Below are 17,296 nucleotides of genomic sequence, written 5' to 3'. Positions count from 1 at the left end.
TCTTTGGTTGTGTGTTAGTCAGCCATAGTATCGTGTGGTTTATGGTGATCTGCGATGGTCTCTTCTTTCTGTCTCGATCGCTAGCGTGACATGAGCTGGTAGTTGTTTTTTTTTTTCAAGCAGAAGACAGCAAACGCGTTGCTCAGGCTTCTCGTGGGCTCGGAGATGTCTATCAGAGACAGTCCGTACCCGGTCCGGGGGCGCCGTCCGGTGCTTCGGCGGGTATGCCGCCCAGGCCCGGTTCCCGTCCGGCTCCCACGGCCGCCGAGGCCTTCGGCCGGTCGGCTTTCCACGGTGACCCGTCCCTGGCCGGCCAGCGGTCGGTCCCGGCGCCCGCCGGTCCTCTTGGCCGCACCGCACCCCCCGCGGGGAGCCCGTCCTCCCGGGAGCCCGATCCCTCCCTCTCCTGGAGCGCCCCCCTGGCACCCGGTGACACCCCTGGATCCGGGCGGCCCGTCGTGTCGTTCGGGCAGCCCGAGGGGTACGACGAGCAGGCGCGGCCGCGGGTGCTCGGAGGGCGGGGCGGGCTGCGGGCCGCCGGTGTGGCCGTCTGTCTCGTGCTCGGTCTCGGACTCATCGGCGGTGCCGCGACCGGGAGTTGGCTCGTCGGGGACTCCGCCGCGGCCGGAGCCGCGAACAGCTTCGCCGCGGCCGCGGGGATGTGGCACGGCGTCCCGGTCGACCAGCTCTTCCCGCCCACCCTCCAGGGACAGGGCGCGGGCCCCGGCGGCGCCGACCGGACCTGGACGCGGATCGCCGTCGCCCCCGACAGCGGCTGCAAGGACGCCTTCGACCCCCTGCTGCGCAAGGCACTCGCCCCCGTCGGCTGCCAGCGGCTGCTCCGCGCCACCTACACCGACGCCACCCAGAGCTACGTCACCACCGTCGGACTCCTCTTCACCAAGGCCGACGCCGCCGGCATGACCGCCCTCGACACCCGGTTCGGCAAGGAGAAGCTCGGCGACCGGAGCGACCTCATGCCCCGGACCTACGCCGCCAAGAACACCGCGGCCGCCGGCTTCGGCCCGAAGCAGCGCGCCTCGTGGGCCGTCTCCGTCCTCACCGACGCCCCCGTCGTCGCCTACGCCGTCTCCGGCTGGGCCGACGGCCGTACCGTCGACGAGCCGGAGCCCGCCGAGAAGGCCATGGCGTCCGGCGCCACCACCGACATCGCCCAGGCCGGGCTCGGCCACGAGTCGAAGGGCCTCGTCGACCGCATCGAACGCGGCTTCCGCAGGACCGTCAGCTCGGCCACGGAGAAGCCGTCGTGAACGCCATGACCCGCCGTGCCGGCCTCCTCAGCGCCCTGCTCGCCGCCTCCCTCGCCCTCGTACCGCCCACCGCCGCGCACGCCGACGGCATACGCGCCCAGCAGTGGGCCCTCGACGCCATGCACACCCAGGAGGCCTGGCAGACCACCAAGGGCAAGGGCATCACCGTCGCCGTCCTCGACACCGGCGTCGAGGACGACCACCCCGACCTCGTCGGCAACGTCCTCGAAGGAAAGGACATGGTCGGCTTCGGAGCGAGCCGCGGCGACCGCGCCTGGGCCCGCCACGGCACCGCGATGGCCGGCATCATCGCCGGCCACGGACACGGGATCGGCAACGCCGACGGCGTCATGGGCATCGCCCCCGAGGCCAAGATCCTCCCCGTCCGCGTCATCCTGGAGGACGGCGACTCGGCCCGCGGCAAGGCCCGCAACACCCGCGGCAACGCCCTCGCCGAAGGCATCCGCTGGGCCGCCGACCACGGCGCCGACGTCATCAACCTCTCCCTGGGCGACGACTCCAAGTCCGCCCACCCCGAACCCGCCGAGGACGAGGCCGTCCAGTACGCCCTGAAGAAGGGCTCCGTGGTCGTCGCCTCGGCCGGCAACGGCGGCGAGAAGGGCGACCACATCTCCTACCCGGCCGCCTACCCGGGCGTCATCGCCGCGACCGCCGTCGACCGGTACGGCACCCGCGCCGCCTTCTCCACCCGCCGCTGGTACTCCACGGTCAGCGCCCCCGGCGACAAGGTCGTCATCGCCGACCCCGACCACAAGTACTACGAGGGCTGGGGCACCAGCGCCGCCGCGGCCTTCGTCTCAGGAGCCGTCGCCCTGATCGAGGCGGCCCACCCCGGCCTGACCCCGGCCCAGATCAAGAAGCTCCTGGAGGACACGGCCCGCGACGCCCCCGTCGGCGGCCGCGACGACTCCCGCGGCTACGGCATGGTCGACCCGGCCGCCGCGATCGCGGCAGCGGCCAAGCTGAAGCCGGAGGGACTGCAGGCGGCGTCCTACGGCGAGAAGTACTTCGGCTCGGGCCCGGACACGGCCAAGGAGGAAGACGACACGTCGAGCTGGGCGGCTCCCCTGGCAGGGGGCGCGGGCGGAGTCCTGCTGATCGCGGCGGTGGTCCTGTGGCGGGGCAGAAGGGAAACCCCCTGAGAGGGCCCTCACCCCGTGGGGCTCTCACCCCGTGAAAACGGCCACCGCGGTCTTCGCAGCCGACTCCACGAGCGAAATCCCCTTCTCCTTCGTCGCGTTGCCGTTCGACACAACCGCGACCAGGTACTCGTTCCCGTCCGACGCCGTGACCCGCCCCACGCTGTTGATGTCCCACAGCCCGGTCGTGGACCGCGGCAGCCACCCGTTCTTCAGCGCCCACGCGGACCCCTCGGCGGCGGCCGACACCCCCCAGTGCTGGTCGGCGGCTATCTGACCCATCAGCCCCTGCACATACTCCTGAGAAGCCGAGCTGAGCGCCGAGTCGTCCCCGAACACCTGCTGGAGCAAAGTGAGTTGATCCGCCGCCGTGGTCTGGGTCAGCCCCCACAGCATCCCGTCGCCGCCCTCGGTGGACGTCAGCCCGAGCCGCTCGTTCGCCGCGTCCAGCCCCTCCGCCTTGCCGATGATCCGCCACAGCGCGGACGCGGAGACGTTGTCGCTGTTCTCGATCATCGTGGTGGCGTACGACTTCTCGGCCGCCGTGAGATGCCGGTCCTCGTCCTGGGCCTGGAGCAGCAGCGCCGCCAGGATGTCGACCTTGACGATGCTCGCCGTGTCGAAGGCGGCGTCCCCGTACGTGGCGCTCTCCCCGGAGTCCAGGTCGAGCACGGCGACCGACACGTCCGCGTCGTCCGGCACGGTCACCGACTCCATGGCGTCGGCCAGCAGCTTGTCGTAGTCCACCGTCGGCTGCGTCACGGGCTCCACCGATGCCTCCTGGCTCCCCGCCGCCGAGGCCGGCGACGGGGCCGAGGATACGGAGGGAGTGGCGGAGTGCGCCTGCGCCTTCATGTACACGGTCCCTCCGGCCGTGGCGCCGACGATCGCGACGGAGGCGAGGGCGGTGTACATCAGGGGGCGCCGCCGGGACGGGCGCGAGCGACGGCTTCGGCGGACTCTGGAGGACTCCATGACCGTGATGGTCGGGCCGCCGACTGTGTGGGCCGTTAGACGAAAGTTAGATGTGTGTCAGGGAAATCTGAGATTCCGGTGAAGACGGTCACGGAGAGGTTTCCGGGGCCGCACAAGCCCAGCAGCATCCCCCCTATAGGGTCGGTGACCGTGGCGAACAAGAACATTCCCGACCCCGGCTTCTCCGACGACGACGGCGGTGCCGACCCCCGGCTGAGCGCGGCGCTGGCCGCCTGGGCCGAGGACCGCGCCGCCGTGGGCCCCGTCCTGGAGGCGCTGAAGGGTGCCCGGCTGCTCGTCCCCGTCGTGGCCGTGCTCGGCGAGGTCGAGGAGGACGAGAACGGACTGCGCCGCGAGAAGACCAGCGACATGGCAGTGCCCACCCTGAAGGCCGGCGGCCGCACCGCCCTGCCCGCCTTCACGTCCACCGACTCGCTGGTGCTCTGGGACCCGGCGGCCCGCCCCGTCGCCGTACCCCTGCACCAGGCGCTCCAGGCCGCCGCGCACGAGAAGGCGGACACGGTCGTACTGGACCTGGCCGGACCCGTGCCGTTCGAGTTGACCGGTCCCGCGCTGCTCGCCCTCGCCGAGGGGCGTACGACGACGGACCCGCTGTCCGACCCCGCGGTCGTGGCGGCGGTGCGGGCCGCCGTCGCCGACGTGCGCGCGGTGGAGCGGGCCTACCTCGGGCCCGGCCAGGGGGACGGCACCCTCGCCCTGGTCCTCGACCCCGTCGTCCCGCACGACGCCGGTGTCCACGCGGTCGCGCGCCGCCTCGCCGCCGACGAGACACTGAGGGCCCGCCTGGTGCGCGGCCTCGACCTGGCACTGCTGCCGGCCGGGGCGACGCCTCCGGGCGAGCCCTTGTACGTGCGGTAGGGGTTAGCCGTAGACCGGGCCCGTGTACTTCTCGCCCGGGCCCTGGCCCGGCTCGTCCGGGACGAGCGAGGCCTCGCGGAACGCGAGCTGGAGGGACTTCAGGCCGTCGCGCAGCGGGGCCGCGTGGAAGGAGCTGATCTCGGTCGCGCTGCCGTCGAGGAGGCCGGCCAGGGCGTGGATCAGCTTGCGGGCCTCGTCCAGGTCCTTGTACTTGTCGCCCTCTTCGGTCAGACCGAGCTTCACGGCGGCGGCGCTCATCAGGTTGACGGCGACCGTCACGATCACCTCGACCGCGGGGACCTCGGCGATGTCGCGGGTCATCTCGTCGAAGTCGGCGGGGGACTCAGGAGGGGTGTCACTCATGGCCCACACGATAGGCGGTTCGTGAGGCCGTTCCTCCAATTGGTCCTTGTCAAGCGATCCTGCTAACCTGTTTGACGACCGGCTGGACATTCGCGTGCCCGGCCCACAAGTGGAGGCTCCGATCTCCCACCTGACCGTCCCCCGGGACGGCGGGTCACCCCGGTCAGGCGGCCACCATCGTTCCGTACGGACGATGGAGCCGCCCGAATGTGCGCCCCGCGATCATCGCGGCGGTGCTCCGGCAGTGTTTTGGAGCCCCGTCTTGTGATCGTCCGGGGCATTTTTTGTGCTTCGGCGCGGTTAGGTCTGTCGAAAAGAGACAAACGCGGCCGTCCGCCAGACGGCTGTGTGGTGCTAACCGAGGAGGATCCATCAGCGCCGAGCCCCGCATCAACGACCGGATTCGCGTTCCCGAGGTGCGACTTGTCGGTCCCAGTGGCGAGCAGGTGGGCATCGTCCCGCTGGCCAAGGCACTGGAGCTTGCGCAGGAGTACGACCTGGACCTGGTCGAGGTCGCGGCGAACGCCCGTCCGCCCGTGTGCAAGCTCATGGACTACGGGAAGTTCAAGTACGAGTCGGCCATGAAGGCCCGTGAGGCGCGCAAGAACCAGGCGCACACGGTCATCAAGGAGATGAAGCTCCGGCCGAAGATCGACCCGCACGACTATGACACCAAGAAGGGTCACGTCGTCCGGTTCCTCAAGCAGGGCGACAAGGTCAAGATCACGATCATGTTCCGTGGTCGCGAGCAGTCCCGGCCGGAGCTCGGCTACCGACTGCTTCAGCGTCTCGCGACGGACGTCGAGGACCTCGGGTTCGTGGAGTCGAACCCGAAGCAGGACGGCCGAAACATGATCATGGTTCTCGGTCCGCACAAGAAGAAGACCGAGGCGATGGCCGAGGCCCGCCAGGCGCAGGAAGCCCGCAAGGCTGAAGCGAAGGCCAACCCCGGCAAGTCGCAGAACGCCGCGGACCCCGACGCCGTGAACGCGGACGCCGAGGTTGCCGAGGCCGCTGTCGAGGCTCCCGCCGAGGCCCCTGCCGAGGCGTGATCCCGGGGGACGCGAGTCCCACAGGACGTAACCGATACAAGAGCGACGCTCCACCGTGTGCCCGGTTTCACGACCGGGCACCGGAGCGCCACCCAGAGGAGAGAACGGCGCTATGCCGAAGAACAAGTCGCACAGCGGTGCCAGCAAGCGCTTCAAGATCACCGGCTCCGGCAAGGTGCTCCGCGAGCGCGCCGGCAAGCGCCACCTGCTCGAGCACAAGTCGTCCCGCGTGACGCGCCGCCTCACCGGCAACGCCGAGATGGCCCCGGGCGACGCCGCGAAGATCAAGAAGCTTCTCGGCAAGTGACGTACGCGGCGCCCTGACTGAGCGCCGTACGTCTGGACCGGGACCTATTCGATTCCGGGCCGTGTGAGTCCAACCACGGCCCCGCTACAAGGAGTTAACAAGTGGCACGCGTCAAGCGGGCAGTCAACGCCCACAAGAAGCGCCGGGCGATCCTCGAGGCGGCCTCCGGCTACCGCGGTCAGCGTTCGCGCCTGTACCGCAAGGCCAAGGAGCAGGTCACCCACTCGCTGGTCTACAACTACAACGACCGCAAGAAGCGCAAGGGTGACTTCCGTCGGCTGTGGATCCAGCGCATCAACGCTGCGGCCCGCCAGAACGGCATGACGTACAACCGCCTCATCCAGGGTCTGAACGCGGCGAACATCGAGGTCGACCGCAAGATCCTGGCCGAGCTGGCCGTCAACGACGCCACCGCGTTCGCCGCGCTGGTCGAGGTCGCGCAGAAGGCTCTGCCGGCCGACGTCAACGCGCCGAAGGCCGCGTGACGCAAGCGCCGGCCCAGTGCCGACGTGACATGAGGGACCCGCAGGCCTTCGGGCTTGCGGGTCCTGTTGTGTAGTTCTGAAAGTGAGCCTCATGCACCCCGCACCCCCTGAGCTGATCTCCCCCCGTTCCCCGCGGGTCCTGGCCGCCCGGCGGCTCGCCAGGCGGAACTTCCGGGGCAAGGAGCGGCTGTTCCTGGCCGAGGGGCCGCAGGCCGTGCGGGAGGCCGCCGGGCACGGCCTGGTGGAGTTGTTCGCCACCGTCGAGGCCGCCGAGCGGTACGCCGAGATCATCGGGGAGGCCCGCGCCGTCGAAGCGCGCGTGCACCTCGCCTCCGAGGACGTCATCGCCGACATCTCCACCACCGTCACCCCGCAGGGGCTCGTCGGCGTGTGCCGGTTCCTCGACACCCCCTTCGAGGAGATCCTCGCCGCCCGCCCCCAGCTCGTCGCCGTGCTCGCCAACGTCCGGGACCCCGGGAACGCCGGGACCGTCCTGCGGTGCGCGGACGCCGCCGGGGCCGAGGCCGTCGTCCTGACCGACGCGTCCGTGGATCTCTACAACCCCAAGGCCGTACGGGCCTCCGTGGGCTCCCTCTTCCATCTCCCCGTCGCCGTCGGCGTCCCCGTGGAGCAGGCGGTCCAGGGGCTCAAGGACGCCGGGGTGCGGATCCTCGCCGCCGACGGGGCCGGGACCGACGACCTCGACGACGAGCTCGACAAGGGGACCATGGGCGGGCCGACCGCCTGGGTCTTCGGGAACGAGGCGTGGGGGCTCCCGGAGGAGACCCGCGCGCTCGCGGACGCCGTCGTGCGCGTCCCGATCCACGGGAAGGCCGAGAGCCTGAACCTGGCGACCGCCGCGGCCGTATGTCTCTACGCGTCGGCCCGTGCACAGCGCGCCTCCGGAGGGTGCCGCTCCGTCACCGAGAGCTAGTAGGGTGACCAGCTCGGGGGCCCTCCGTCGAAGAGGTGGGGTACGGGGATATGAGCGTCGGCACGAGCAGCGCACCGGGAGCACGGGACGTGCGGCAGGGGTCCGCGTCCGGCGCCGGTGACCTTGCCGGGCTCGGCATCGACCCCGACCTCCTGCCCGACGGACTGGTCGTCGCCGACGAGCACGGCCGGGTCGTCTGCTTCAACGCCGCCGCCGAGCGCATCACCGCCGTCCCCGCCGCCGAGGCCCTCGGACAGCGGCTCGACAAGGCCCTGCCGTTGGAGGACCTGGAAGGGCGACGCTGGTGGCAGGTGACGGATCCCTACGGGGGCCTCGCCATCCGCCGACGGCAGCCCGAGCGCAACCTCCTCCTTCCCGGCGGACGCGAGGTCCTCGTCTCCGCGCGGTACGTGCGCACCGAGCCCACCGGGCCGGTCCACCGTGTCGTCGTGTGCCTGCGTGACACCGAGGCCCGGCGCCGCACCGAGCGCAGTCACGCCGAGCTGATCGCCACCGTCGCCCACGAACTGCGCTCGCCGCTCACCTCCGTCAAGGGCTTCACCGCCACCCTGCTCGCGAAGTGGGAACGGTTCACCGACGACCAGAAGCGGCTGATGCTGGAGACCGTCGACGCCGACGCCGACCGGGTCACCCGGCTCATCGCCGAGCTGCTCGACATCTCGCGCATCGACTCCGGACGACTGGAGGTGCGCCGCCAGCCCGTCGACATCGGGGCCGCGGTCGGGCGGCACATCCAGGCGTACGTCGCCGCCGGGCAGACCGCCGACCGGTTCCTGCTGCGCATCGAGCAACCCCTGCCCATGCTGTGGGCCGACCCCGACAAGATCGACCAGGTGCTCAGCAACCTGCTCGAAAATGCCGTGCGCCACGGCGAGGGAACGGTCACGATTGACATCACGGCCTCGGCGTCACCCCGGGAAGGGGAGGACGCCGGTACGTCGGTCACGGTGAGCGACGAAGGGTCCGGCATCCCGGAGGAGTCCATGAACCGCGTCTTCACCCGCTTCTGGCGGGGCAGCAAGCGCGGCGGCACGGGCCTCGGGCTGTACATCGTCAAGGGCATCGTCGAAGCCCACGGCGGCACCATCACCGTCGGCCGCGCCCCCGAGGGCGGCGCGGAGTTCCGATTTATGTTGCCCGTGGCGGCGCCGGCGTATCTCGCCTAGCGGCCCACGGGCGCATTCGTCCACCCCCACCCCGTTAGACTCGGCCTTTGGCACCTTTGTGTCCCAGGGACGGCCCTCTGACCTCTGTGTGAGTCGGTGACGGGGACCTTCAGCCAGCCAATCGGAAGCACGGGAAGAGATGTCGGCACCGAACAAGTCGTACGACCCTGTAGAGGTCGAGGCGTTGAAGCCAGAAGAGATCGAGCGCATGCGGGACGAGGCGCTCGCCGCCTTCGCCGCCGCGGACTCCCTCGACGCGCTCCAGGAGGCCAAGGTCGCCCACACCGGCGGCACCTCGCCGCTGGCCCTCGCCAACCGCGAGATCGGCGCCCTGCCCCCGCAGGCCAAGGCCGCCGCCGGAAAGCTCGTCGGACAGGCCCGCGGCGCCGTGAACAAGGCGCTGGCCGGGCGGCAGACCGAGCTGGAGGCCGAGCGCGACGCGCGTGTCCTGGTCGAGGAGTCGGTGGACGTCACGCTGCCGTACGACCGCGTACCGGCCGGCGCCCGCCACCCGCTCACCACCCTGTCGGAGCGCATCGAGGACGTCTTCGTGGCCATGGGCTACGAGGTCGCCGAGGGCCCGCAGGTCGAGGCCGAGTGGTTCAACTTCGACGCCCTCAACATCGGCCCGGACCACCCGGCCCGCGGTGAGGCCGACACCTTCTTCGTGCAGGGCCCCGAAGGCGGCACCGAGTCCGGCGTCGTGCTGCGCACCCACACCTCGCCCGTGCAGATCCGCTCGCTGCTCGACCGCGAGCTGCCGGTCTACGTGATCTGTCCCGGTGTCGTCTACCGCACCGACGAGCTCGACGCCACGCACACCCCGGTCTTCCGCCAGGTCGAACTGCTGGCCGTCGACGAGGGCCTCACCATGGCCGACCTCAAGGGCACCATGGACCACATGGTCCAGGCCCTGTTCGGCGAGGGCATGAAGACCCGGCTGCGGCCGAACTTCTTCCCGTTCACCGAGCCGTCCGCCGAGATGGACATGGTCTGCTACGTCTGCCGCGGCGAGTCCGTCGGCAACCCCGACCGCCCCTGCCGCACCTGCTCCAGCGAGGGCTGGATCGAGCTCGGCGGCTGCGGCATGGTCAACCCCAAGGTGCTGACCGCCTGTGGCGTCGACCCGGAGAAGTACAGCGGGTTCGCCTTCGGGTTCGGCATCGAGCGGATGCTGATGTTCCGCCACAACGTCGAAGACATGCGAGACATGGTCGAGGGTGACGTCCGGTTCACCCGGCCGTTCGGGATGGAGATCTGATGCGGGTCCCGCTTTCTTGGCTGCGGGAGTACGTCGACCTGCCGGCGACCGAAACCGGCCGTGACGTCCAGGCCAAGCTCATTTCGGCAGGCCTTGAGGTCGAGACCGTCGAGCACCTCGGTGCCGACCTCAAGGGCCCCCTCGTCGTCGGCCAGGTGCTGACCATCGAGGAGCTGACCGAGTTCAAGAAGCCCATCCGCTTCTGCACGGTCAACGTGGGCCAGGCCAACGGCACCGGTGAGCCCCAGGAGATCGTCTGCGGCGCCCGCAACTTCGCCGTCGGCGACAAGGTCGTCGTGGTCCTCCCCGGCGCCACCCTGCCGGGCGGCTTCTCGATCTCCGCGCGCAAGACGTACGGCAAGACCTCCCACGGCATGATCTGCTCCGGCGACGAGCTGGGCATGGGCGACGACGGCAGCCACGGCATCATCGTGCTGCCCCCGGAGACCGAGGTCGGCAAGGACGCCATCGAGCTCCTCGAACTGGTCGACGAGGTCCTGGACATCGCCGTCACCGCCAACCGCGGCGACTGCCTCTCCATCCGCGGTGTCGCCCGCGAGACCGCCATCGCCTACGGCCTGCCGCTGCGCGACCCGGCGCTCCTGGACGTCCCGGGCCCGAACGCGTACGGCTACCCCGTGCAGGTCTCCGAGCCGCTCGGCTGCGACCGCTTCACGGCCCGTACGGTGAGCGGACTCAGCCCCGAGGCCCGCTCCCCGCTCTGGCTCCAGCGGCGGCTCCAGAAGGTCGGCATGCGCCCGATCTCGCTGGCCGTCGACATCACCAACTACGTGATGATGGAGCTCGGTCAGCCGCTGCACGCCTACGACCGCGGGCTGGTCCAGGGCACCATCGGTGTCCGCCGGGCCGGCGAGGGCGAGGAGATCGTCACCCTCGATGGTGCCAAGCGGAAGCTGCACGCCGAGGACCTGGTCATCACCGACGACCGTGGCCCGATCGGCCTCGCCGGTGTCATGGGCGGCGCCAACACGGAGATCGCCGACCACCAGGAGGGCGAGGGCACGACCGACGTGGTCATCGAGGCCGCGCACTTCGACGCGGTGTCGATCGCGCGTACGGCCCGTCGCCACAAGCTGTCCTCCGAGGCGTCCCGGCGCTTCGAGCGCGGCGTCGACCCCGCTGCCGCCGCCGCTGCCGCGCAGCGCACGGTCGACCTCCTCGTCCTCCTCGCGGGCGGCACCGCCGACGCCGGTGTCACCGAGGTCGCCACGCCGTCCGCGCCGCACACCATCGCCGTCGCGGCCGACCACCCGGACAGGGTCGCGGGTGTCGAGTACGGCCGCGAGACCGTCGTACGCCGTCTCCAGCAGGTCGGCTGCGACGTGTACGGGCAGGACGAGCTGATCGTCACCGTGCCGTCCTGGCGTCCCGACCTCACCGAGGTCAACGACCTGGCCGAAGAGGTCATCCGCCTGGAGGGCTACGAGAACCTGCCCTCCACGCTGCCCAAGCCCCCGTCGGGCCGCGGTCTCACCCACCGGCAGCGGCTGCACCGCCGCGTCGGCCGGGCACTGGCCGGTGCCGGGTTCGTCGAGGCGCCGAACTACCCCTTCCTCGGCGAGCAGGTCTTCGACCAGCTCCTCCTGGAGGCCGACGACCCGGCCCGCCGTGTCGTCAAGCTGACCAACCCGCTCAACGACGAGGAGCCCGCGCTCCGTACGTCGCTGCTGCCGGGTCTGCTGGGTGCACTGCGGCGCAATGACGGGCGGGGCTCGCACGACCTCGCGCTCTTCGAGACGGGTCTGGTGTTCCAGCCGCGTGAGGAGCAGGGTGTCGCCGTCTCGCTGCCCGTCGACCGGCGTCCCACCGACGAGGAACTCGCCTCGCTCAACGCCGTGCTGCCCGCGCAGCCGCGCCATGTGGCCGCCGTTCTCGCGGGCGCCCGTGAGCAGGCCGGCTGGTGGGGCAAGGGCCGTCCGGCGGACTGGGCCGACGCGATCGAGGCGGCGCGGGCCGTCGCCCGTGAGGCCGGTGCCGAACTGGTCGTCCGCGGTGGGCAGTACGGGCCGTGGCACCCTGGGCGGTGCGCCGAGCTCGTGGTCGTCGCCGAGGGCGTCGAGAAGGTCGTCGGGCACGCCGGTGAGCTGCACCCGCGCGTGGTGAAGGCGTTCGGGCTGCCCGCGCGTACCGCCGCGATGGAGCTGGACCTGGACGCGCTGGAGGCCGTCGGCGACGACACGCCTCAGGCGCCGGGCATCTCGACGTTCCCGGTCGCCACGCAGGATGTCGCGCTGGTCGTGGACCAGTTCGTGCCGCACCGCGATGTCGAGGCCGCGCTGCGTGAGGGGGCGGGTGAACTCCTTGAGGCGATCCGGCTGTTCGACGTGTACGAGAACGCCGATCAGCTCGGTGAGGGCAAGAAGTCGCTGGCGTACGCGCTGCGGTTCCGGGCCGTGGACCGGACGCTGACCGTGGACGAGGCTTCGGCCGCGCGGGATGCGGCTGTTGCGCTTGCCGGGGAGCGTACGGGAGCGGTCCTGCGCGGCTGAGGCCGTGTGCCGGGTGCGGGTGAGCTGTGGCTGGTTGCGCAGTTCCCCGCGCCCCTGAGGCGCGCATTGCAGTCACCTCACTCAATAGGGTGACGTTTGCTGGTGATCTGGTCCTTCCGGGTCATGCTGTCGACAGAATCGGACCGGCCTCTAGGGGTCGGTCCTTCTGTGCTGTCTGGGCCTATTGGGGGGCCATCGGCATGATCCGTATCAGGGGTCGGGTTCCCCGCAGGGTGCTCTCGCTGGGGTTACCCACCGCGTGGGGTGCCGTGGCGGTCACGTACAAGCTGACCTGCCCGCTCGCCCAGCAGACCGGTTTCGAGGCACGCCTCGCGACCAGCGCCGTGTTCTTCGCCGTCGGCACCGGGCTGATACTCCACGTCCGGCACGCGCTGCTGCGTGAACTCCGGCAGATCCGGCAGGTCGCCGGTGCCGCGCAGAGTGCCCTGCTGCGACCGCTCCCGCCGCGTATCGACGGCCTGGACATCGCCGCCGCCCAGCTCTCCGCGGACAGTGGCGCCTCCGTCGGCGGAGACCTGTACGAGGTGATCGCCACCGAGCATGGCGTACGGGTCGTCATGGGCGACGTCCGCGGGCATGGCCTCGCCGCGCTCGGTACCGTCGCCGCCGTACTCGGCAGCTTCCGCGAGGCCGTCCATGACGAGCCCGAACTCGGCGGTGTGCTGCGCCGGTTGGAGCGCGCGCTGGGCAGACACCTGCGCGAGCGGGCCCGGGACGACGACCCGGTCGCCGAGGAGTTCGTCACCGTACTGCTCCTGGAGATCGGCCGGGACGGCGACGTGTGCGCACTGAACTGCGGCCACCCGTGGCCGTATCTGCTCAGCGGACCCCGGGTGGACACCCTGACCCGAGCGGACCCCCTCCCTCCGCTCGGGCCGTTCCCGCTGCCGCCGGAACTACAGCCCATGCAGTGCGGTTTCCTCCTCCCCGGCGAGACCCTGGTCCTCCACACGGACGGAGCGGAGGACGCCAGAGACGCTCATGGCCGGTTCTTCTCGCTGCCGGGGGCGCTGGCGAAGGCCGCGGGCGAGAACCCCCAGGCGGTACTGGGCTCGGTCTTCGCGGGCCTGCTGCGCCACGCGGAGGGATCCCCGACCGACGACGTCGCCTTACTCGTACTGCGAAACGATCGGCAACTCCATCGGGCCTCAGGGGCGCGGGGCGGTGACATCAGCGGCTCCGCCGCGCGGGCGCGACCAGCCACCACGTACCCGCAGACGACAACGCACCTCTGAGCACAACGGTGTTGAGTCGCTCGGCCACACCGGCGGAGCCGTCCGCCCCGCCACGGAGTGTCGGGCAGGCAGCTGGGCGGACGGCGCGGATTCGGGCCGCCGCACTGTACGAGGGGGAGCCGGCGGCCCGGCCGGCCTCTTGCGAGGCATTTCAGTCAACCGGCTGGAAACTCTCCGCGACAGTGCGCGCACGCTACGGATTCGGGCACTCCGTTCACACCCCGTGTGAACCCACACCCACTACTCTGACGGCACGGTCGGCACCGAGCCACCCGGGGGGCATATATGCAGCCCAACACTCTGCTCGACGCGATCCTGGACGAAGCGGGGATCTCGCACGCGGGGTTGGCCGCACACGTGAACCAGGCCGGACGTGCGCGCGGGCTCGCGCTCCGGTACGAACACACCGCCGTGGCACGGTGGTTGAAGGGCCAGCGCCCCCGCGGCCAGGTGCCCGACCTGATCTGCGAGGTGCTCGCCGCCCGGCTGCACCGCACGGTCAACCTCGACGACATCGGCCTCGGCGTCCCCGGTGAGCCCGCCGCCCCGCACGGCACCTCGCTGTCCGGGTTCGTGGAGCGGGCCACCGCCCTGTGGCGCTCCGACGAGCAGCAGCGGCCGCACATACTGGGCGCCCCCGCGGTCACCGGCACGCCCGCCGTCATGCCGGTGTGGGAGTGGGAGAACCCGCCCGAGGACGTCGACGTGTCGCGTGGCGGGCGGCACCGGGTCACCGCCGGTGACCTGGAGATGCTGCGCGCCGCCCGGACGCACTACGAGCAGATGTACCGCAAGGCCGGCGGCATCGCGACCCGCACCCGGATCGTCGGCTTCCTCAACGCCGAGGCCGCCCCGCTGCTGCGCGGCAGCTACACCGACGAGACCGGCCGTCAACTGCACCGGGCCACGGGCGGGTTGGTGGCCGTCGCCGGGATCTGCGCCTACGACTCCGACGCGCACGGCCTCGCCCAGCGGTACTTCCACCAGGCGCTGCGCCTGGCGAAGGCCAGTGGGGACAGGGGACTTGGCGCCTATGTGATCGCGCTCCTCGTCAACCAGTCGCTGTTCATGCGGGAGAACCGGCAGGCCGTCGCCTTCGCGGAGGCCGCGCTGCGTGCCGCGGGCAAGCACATCACCCCGGCGCTCGCCTCCGACCTGTACGCGATGCAGGCGAAGGCGTACGCACACCTCGGCGACGGCACGAGCGCGCTGTCCTGCATCCGGCGTGCCGAGCAGGCCGCCGAACGCATCCGGCGTGGATACGAACCCGACGAAACCGGCTATGTCCAGCCGGGGTTGGTCAATGTCCAGGTGGCGGAGGCGCTGCTCAGCCTCGGCGAACTGGTGGCGGCGCGGGAGCATGCCTCGGTGGCCGTCGACAATCCGGCCCACGACCGGGGCCGGGTGCACCGGCTCGCGATGCTCAGCACGATCGAGCTGCGTCAGGGCAACGCCGACAAGGCGGTGGCCACCGCGGTGCAGATGGCCGAACAGGCCCGCGGAATGGAGTCGCAGCGCCTGCGCGACAGACTCCGCGCGGTGCGCGAACACCTGGTCCGCAGCGGCTGCGCGGGCACGACCGAGGCAGCCGAACTGATCGACGGAGCCCTGCGCGTACCGCTGTGAACCCCTGACATCACACTGCGCCGCAGCTGTGAGAGGTAGTTCTGCGTCTGCTGCCGAACTGCTCCTGCTGCGATATTGCCACTTACTCAGCGGAAGGTGGCAGAACCGTGCAGTGGACGAAACAGAACGAACAAACTGTGTATGAAAACCGCTGGTTCAGCGTCAACCTCGCGGATGTCGAGCTGCCGGACGGTCGGCACCTCGATCACTTTTTGATACGGCTGCGGCCCGTCGCCGTGGCCACGGTGGTGAACGAGGCCAATGAAGTCCTCCTCCTGTGGCGCCACCGCTTCATCACCGACAGTTGGGGGTGGGAACTGGCCGCGGGCGTCGTCGAGGACGGCGAGGACATCGCGTGCGCGGCCGCCAGGGAACTCGAGGAAGAGACCGGCTGGCGACCGGGACCTCTGCACCACCTCATGAGCGTGGAACCGTCCAACGGGCTCACCGACGCCCGGCACCACGTCTACTGGGCCGAGGAGGGCGAGTACGTCGGACATCCCGTGGACGACTTCGAGTCGGACCGCCGGGAATGGGTCCCCCTCAAGCTCGTCCCCGACATGGTCGCCCGCGGCGAGGTCCCGGCCGCCAACATGGCGGCCGCGCTGCTCCTGCTGCACCATCTCAGGCTCGGGCAGGACGCTTTGCCCTGACTTCCCCCCACCGCGTCCCGTGCCCTAGTGTCCGACGGCCTGCCAGACCGTCGCGATCAGTGCGCCCACGGCCGTCACGGCCGCGACGGCGGGCAGCGGCCAACGGGCGTGCTCCAGTACGACGATGCGTGCGCTGAGGTCGTCCAGTTCCTTGTCCGTCTCCTCCGTGCGATGGCTGAGCAGATTGAGCCCTCCCTCGACACGCGCGTAGGCGACATCGAGTCGGCGGCGTAACTCTGCGAGTTCTCCATGGACCACGGGATGCTCCGGGTCGGCGGTCACTGGTCCGCTCCTTTCCGTAGTCGTCACATCCCTTGCATGCGCATGAGGAGTCAACTCCCCTGGTGGACGCGTGGGGAGCGTGTGCGACAGGCATATGCGGGCCCGGCGCGCACACGGTGTGTGAATACGGCGGGCCCGGCGCTCCTAAGAGTGCCGGGCCCGTGTTCGTCGCACTGTGTCATCGGCACCCTGGAATGGGCACTGTGCACGACGCGGAGAGGAGTCAGCCGTAGGTGTAGAAGCCGGAGCCGCTCTTGCGGCCCAGACGGCCGGCGTCGACCATGCGCTGGAGCAGCGGGGGAGCGGCGTACAGCGGCTCCTTGTACTCGTCGTACATCGAGTTGGCGATGGAGACGATCGTGTCCAGACCGATCAGGTCCGACAGCTTCAGCGGACCCATCGGGTGGGCGCAGCCCATCTCCATGCCGTTGTCGATGTCCTCGCGGCCCGCGATGCCCGACTCGAACATCCGGATGGCGGAGAGCAGATACGGCACGAGCAGCGCGTTGACCACGAAGCCGGAGCGGTCCTGGGCGCGGATCGCGTGCTTGCCGAGCAGCTTCTCGGCGAAGGCCTGGGCGCGGCTGATCGTGCCCTCGGAGGTGGTGAGCGCCGGGATCAGCTCGACGAGCTTCTGCACCGGGGCCGGGTTGAAGAAGTGGATGCCGACGACATGGTCGGGGCGCGAGGTGGCGACCGCCAGCTTCACCAGGGGGATGGAGGAGGTGTTGGAGGCGAGGATCGCGTCCGGCCGGGTCATGACCTGGTCGAGCACCTGGAAGATCTCGGTCTTGACCTGCTCGTTCTCGACGACGGCCTCGATCACCAGATCACGGTCGGAGAACTCGCCGAGGTCGGTGGTGAACGACAGGCGCGCCAGGGTCGCGTCGCGCTCCTCCTCGCTGATCTTGCCGCGTTCGGCGGCCTTCGTCAGCGAGTTGAACAGCCGGGTCCGGCCGATCTCCAGGGCCTCGCCCGTGGTCTCGGCGACCTTCACGTCCAGTCCGGAACGGGCGCACACCTCGGCGATGCCCGCTCCCATCTGGCCGCAGCCCACCACTCCGACGCGCTCGATGTCGCTCACATCGTCCCTTT

At 70.6% G+C, this 17,296-nt stretch carries 17 protein-coding genes; 13 read left to right on the top strand and 4 right to left on the bottom strand.

Annotated elements, in window-relative coordinates; genetic code table 11:
- Positions 1–458 precede the first annotated feature (458 nt).
- Both HLK59_RS19090 and mycP read left to right on the top strand, forming a co-directional pair.
- Positions 459–1,271 carry a hypothetical protein gene (locus HLK59_RS19090; RefSeq protein ID WP_171142664.1) on the top strand — a complete coding sequence of 271 codons (813 nt, stop codon included), beginning with the start codon at positions 459–461 and terminating at the stop codon, positions 1,269–1,271.
- Between the two features lie 5 nt (positions 1,272–1,276).
- Positions 1,277–2,434 (top strand): type VII secretion-associated serine protease mycosin, encoded by a 1,158-nt coding sequence (gene mycP / locus HLK59_RS19085; protein WP_171142668.1) that lies wholly within the window; start codon positions 1,277–1,279, stop codon positions 2,432–2,434.
- Positions 2,435–2,458: 24 nt separating this feature from the next.
- Here the strand turns inward: mycP and HLK59_RS19080 are convergent, their stop codons facing one another.
- A complete protein-coding gene (locus HLK59_RS19080) occupies positions 2,459–3,406 on the bottom strand; it encodes a serine hydrolase (RefSeq protein WP_171142663.1) in 948 nt (315 codons plus the stop codon).
- Positions 3,407–3,556: 150 nt separating this feature from the next.
- On the opposite strand from HLK59_RS19080, the gene HLK59_RS19075 reads away from it, so the two are divergent.
- Positions 3,557–4,285 (top strand): SseB family protein, encoded by a 729-nt coding sequence (locus HLK59_RS19075; protein WP_171142662.1) that lies wholly within the window; start codon positions 3,557–3,559, stop codon positions 4,283–4,285.
- A gap of 3 nt (positions 4,286–4,288) precedes the next feature.
- Here HLK59_RS19075 and HLK59_RS19070 read toward each other — a convergent pair whose 3' ends face one another.
- The gene (locus tag HLK59_RS19070; protein ID WP_171142661.1) at positions 4,289–4,648 is read right to left on the bottom strand and encodes a DUF1844 domain-containing protein; all 360 of its coding nucleotides are present in this window, start codon (positions 4,646–4,648) and stop codon (positions 4,289–4,291) included.
- A 371-nt stretch (positions 4,649–5,019) separates the two neighbouring features.
- Here HLK59_RS19070 and infC point away from each other — a divergent pair, with 371 nt between their 5' ends.
- The 10 genes from infC to HLK59_RS19020 all read left to right on the top strand — a co-directional run bounded on the left by infC (position 5,020) and on the right by HLK59_RS19020 (position 15,919).
- Positions 5,020–5,700 (top strand): translation initiation factor IF-3, encoded by a 681-nt coding sequence (gene infC / locus HLK59_RS19065; RefSeq protein WP_171142667.1) that lies wholly within the window; start codon positions 5,020–5,022, stop codon positions 5,698–5,700.
- Positions 5,701–5,812: 112 nt separating this feature from the next.
- Positions 5,813–6,007 (top strand): 50S ribosomal protein L35, encoded by a 195-nt coding sequence (rpmI, locus tag HLK59_RS19060; protein ID WP_003977225.1) that lies wholly within the window; start codon positions 5,813–5,815, stop codon positions 6,005–6,007.
- A gap of 101 nt (positions 6,008–6,108) precedes the next feature.
- A complete protein-coding gene (gene rplT / locus HLK59_RS19055; protein WP_171142660.1) occupies positions 6,109–6,492 on the top strand; it encodes a 50S ribosomal protein L20 in 384 nt (127 codons plus the stop codon).
- 91 nt (positions 6,493–6,583) lie between these two features.
- The gene (locus HLK59_RS19050) at positions 6,584–7,426 is read left to right on the top strand and encodes an RNA methyltransferase (RefSeq protein ID WP_171142659.1); all 843 of its coding nucleotides are present in this window, start codon (positions 6,584–6,586) and stop codon (positions 7,424–7,426) included.
- A gap of 50 nt (positions 7,427–7,476) precedes the next feature.
- The gene (locus tag HLK59_RS19045) at positions 7,477–8,613 is read left to right on the top strand and encodes an ATP-binding protein (RefSeq protein ID WP_171142658.1); all 1,137 of its coding nucleotides are present in this window, start codon (positions 7,477–7,479) and stop codon (positions 8,611–8,613) included.
- A gap of 139 nt (positions 8,614–8,752) precedes the next feature.
- The gene (pheS, locus tag HLK59_RS19040; RefSeq protein ID WP_171142657.1) at positions 8,753–9,874 is read left to right on the top strand and encodes a phenylalanine--tRNA ligase subunit alpha; all 1,122 of its coding nucleotides are present in this window, start codon (positions 8,753–8,755) and stop codon (positions 9,872–9,874) included.
- Entirely contained in the window at positions 9,874–12,384 is a 2,511-nt protein-coding gene (pheT, locus tag HLK59_RS19035; RefSeq protein WP_171142656.1) for a phenylalanine--tRNA ligase subunit beta, read from the top strand. Before pheS ends, pheT begins: the two co-directional genes overlap by 1 nt.
- Before the next feature lie 200 nt (positions 12,385–12,584).
- Positions 12,585–13,640, top strand: a complete 1,056-nt coding sequence (locus HLK59_RS19030) for a PP2C family protein-serine/threonine phosphatase (RefSeq protein ID WP_171142655.1) — start codon at positions 12,585–12,587, stop codon at positions 13,638–13,640.
- Between the two features lie 285 nt (positions 13,641–13,925).
- The gene (locus HLK59_RS19025) at positions 13,926–15,266 is read left to right on the top strand and encodes a transcriptional regulator (protein ID WP_171142654.1); all 1,341 of its coding nucleotides are present in this window, start codon (positions 13,926–13,928) and stop codon (positions 15,264–15,266) included.
- Between the two features lie 107 nt (positions 15,267–15,373).
- The gene (locus tag HLK59_RS19020; protein WP_171142653.1) at positions 15,374–15,919 is read left to right on the top strand and encodes an NUDIX hydrolase; all 546 of its coding nucleotides are present in this window, start codon (positions 15,374–15,376) and stop codon (positions 15,917–15,919) included.
- A 24-nt stretch (positions 15,920–15,943) separates the two neighbouring features.
- Here the strand turns inward: HLK59_RS19020 and HLK59_RS19015 are convergent, their stop codons facing one another.
- Both HLK59_RS19015 and HLK59_RS19010 read right to left on the bottom strand, forming a co-directional pair.
- Positions 15,944–16,201, bottom strand: a complete 258-nt coding sequence (locus HLK59_RS19015) for a hypothetical protein (RefSeq protein ID WP_171142652.1) — start codon at positions 16,199–16,201, stop codon at positions 15,944–15,946.
- Positions 16,202–16,424: 223 nt separating this feature from the next.
- Positions 16,425–17,285: a 3-hydroxybutyryl-CoA dehydrogenase gene (locus HLK59_RS19010; protein WP_171142651.1), complete on the bottom strand. Its 861-nt coding sequence runs from the start codon at positions 17,283–17,285 to the stop codon at positions 16,425–16,427.
- Between the last annotated feature and the right edge of the window lie 11 nt (positions 17,286–17,296).

The organism is Streptomyces sp. S3(2020) (assembly GCF_013044505.1).
Classification (GTDB): domain Bacteria; phylum Actinomycetota; class Actinomycetes; order Streptomycetales; family Streptomycetaceae; genus Streptomyces.
Note: the sequence above shows the minus strand (reverse complement) of the source record. Positions and strands in the feature narration are given on the sequence as shown.